This window comes from Chloroflexus sp., assembly GCF_034435895.1.
Lineage (GTDB): Bacteria > Chloroflexota > Chloroflexia > Chloroflexales > Chloroflexaceae > Chloroflexus.
Genome location: NZ_DAOTWH010000244.1, coordinates 1 through 1,992, shown reverse-complemented (window position 1 = coordinate 1,992; position 1,992 = coordinate 1). Strand labels below are relative to the sequence as shown.

The window sequence follows — 1,992 nt, the reverse complement described above, 5'->3', positions numbered from 1 at the left end:
CGGCGCGGGAGGTTGCGCCGGCGCTGGTGCGCTCCGTGGCGGCTTGGGTGTTTGTGACATAGGCTAGAATGGAATATCATCATCGCCAATATCTGGCGGCGGTTCGCGGCGGGGCGGGCGTGACGGCGAATCGTCGGCGCGCGATTCACGCTGCTCAAGCAAGATCATATCTTGTGCCACGACTTCCACCCGCGAACGCGGTTGCCCGGTTTGAGGGTCTTCCCACGTCCGCGTCTGCAAGCGGCCCTCGATATACACTCGCGCCCCCCGGCTCAGATACTGGTGGCAAATTTCGGCCAATCGGTTCCACGCAACGACATTAAACCACTCAGTCTCATCGTGTAGATTGCCGTTGGGATCGCGCCATTGGCGGCTGGCAGCGACCCGAAAGGTGGCCACTGGCGTGCCGGCAGCGGTGTAGCGCAGTTCAGGATCGGCGCCAAGGCGACCAATAATCAAGACCTTATTCAAATCACGCGCCATGGCGCCCTCCACTACGATGGACTGCTGTCTTCACCGGCACGCTAGCGCGGGTATTATTCGTCGCTCAGCGCCGGCTCTTCCTCTGACTCCGGCTCAACCGGCTCGACCAAGCTCGACTGCCCTTCCTTGTCCTCGACCAGCACCAAAAGGTGGCGCAGGATGTTGTCGTTCAACCGAATCGCCCGATCCAGTTCGGCCACCTTCGACGCGCTCAGGGTGAGGGTGAAGAAGACGTAATACCCTTCCGTAAAGCTGCGACGGCTGGCTTCGCCGGTCACATACTCGCGGATCGGGTAAGCCAACTTGCGGCGGCCCCACGGCGACGATTGGCTCACCGTGTTGACCTGGCCGCCTAGTTGATCGACCGTCTGCTTGACCCGGTCGATGTTGGCCTTGATCCCCTCTTCGTTGGCAAAGAGCGGGCTAATGATGATGACAAGCTCGTACTCTCGACGACGATCGCGCACAAAAGCCTCCTCTGGTGATGTTCCGCTCGCCTCTCACCCGGCGGCGCGATCCGGACGCAACGGCGGAACAGAAAGACTATTGGGAACGTATTCCCATTCACGCTCCCACGTGACATCATACAATTATACCATATCTTATTTAGGATACATTTGCCGCTGGCTGCGGCGTCGCGCTACCCTTGCAGCGCGCGCCACGCTTCCGGCGTATCGGCGTCGGTAATGACCGCCGGGTCGTTCGTTTCAAGCCAGACGATCTGACCGGAGTAACGGTTAAAGACGGCGCGGGCGCCGGTGTCGCCACGCAGCGTTTGCAGCTCGGCAAAGAGGCCGGCGGCGACGATCACCGGGTTGCCGCGCTGGCCCCGGTAGACGGGCACGAGTGCGAGTGCATCCGGCGCGGCGCGATAGGCGTCGATCAACTCGTTGATCAGCCGCGCCGTCACCAGCGGTTGGTCAACCAGCAAGACCATCGCCGCATCAGCATCAGCTGGCAACGCGCGCAACCCAGCGCCGAGCGAGCTACCCAACCCTTCGGCGTAGGCCGGGTTAGTAACGATCTGCACCGGCAGATCGCGCAACGCGGCCCACACCTGCGCTTCGGCAGCGCCTACCACGACCGTAAGCCCCGCCAGTTGGCTGGCTAACGCTTCGTCAGCGATATGCGCGACCAGTGGCCGGCCTTTCCAGTCTAGCAACTGCTTGGGTTGGCCCATCCGGGTCGATTGGCCGGCAGCAAGCAAAAGACCTGCGATGTTCATGGTGTACCTTGTTGGGTAGCGCCGAAAACACTGTGTCATTGTGGGCCGCGCGCAGGGCAGCGCAGCGCGCGGCCCACGTGAGGCGAATCAATCCCCCCTACTCCCCCACTGTCATTGCGAGCCGCCGCAGGCGGCGAAGCAATCCCCCCCGATCACGAGAGGGATGCCTGAGCGGGTGCGTTCCGCTAGAGCGGGAGATTGCTGCGGACGCTCCGCGCCCTCGCAATGACATTCGGAAAGCACCCCCCACTGTCATTGCGAGCCGCCGCAGGCGGCGAAGCAAT

Annotated in this window: 3 protein-coding genes; all 3 read right to left on the bottom strand. The window is 62.5% G+C overall.

Annotated elements, in window-relative coordinates:
• Positions 1-63 precede the first annotated feature (63 nt).
• A complete protein-coding gene (locus U9R81_RS14125; protein WP_322496075.1) occupies positions 64-483 on the bottom strand; it encodes a single-stranded DNA-binding protein in 420 nt (139 codons plus the stop codon).
• 53 nt (positions 484-536) lie between these two features.
• The gene (rpsF, locus tag U9R81_RS14120; protein ID WP_322496074.1) at positions 537-950 is read right to left on the bottom strand and encodes a 30S ribosomal protein S6; all 414 of its coding nucleotides are present in this window, start codon (positions 948-950) and stop codon (positions 537-539) included.
• A gap of 173 nt (positions 951-1,123) precedes the next feature.
• Positions 1,124-1,708 carry a nucleotidyltransferase family protein gene (locus tag U9R81_RS14115; protein WP_322496073.1) on the bottom strand — a complete coding sequence of 195 codons (585 nt, stop codon included), beginning with the start codon at positions 1,706-1,708 and terminating at the stop codon, positions 1,124-1,126.
• Positions 1,709-1,992: the final 284 nt, after the last annotated feature.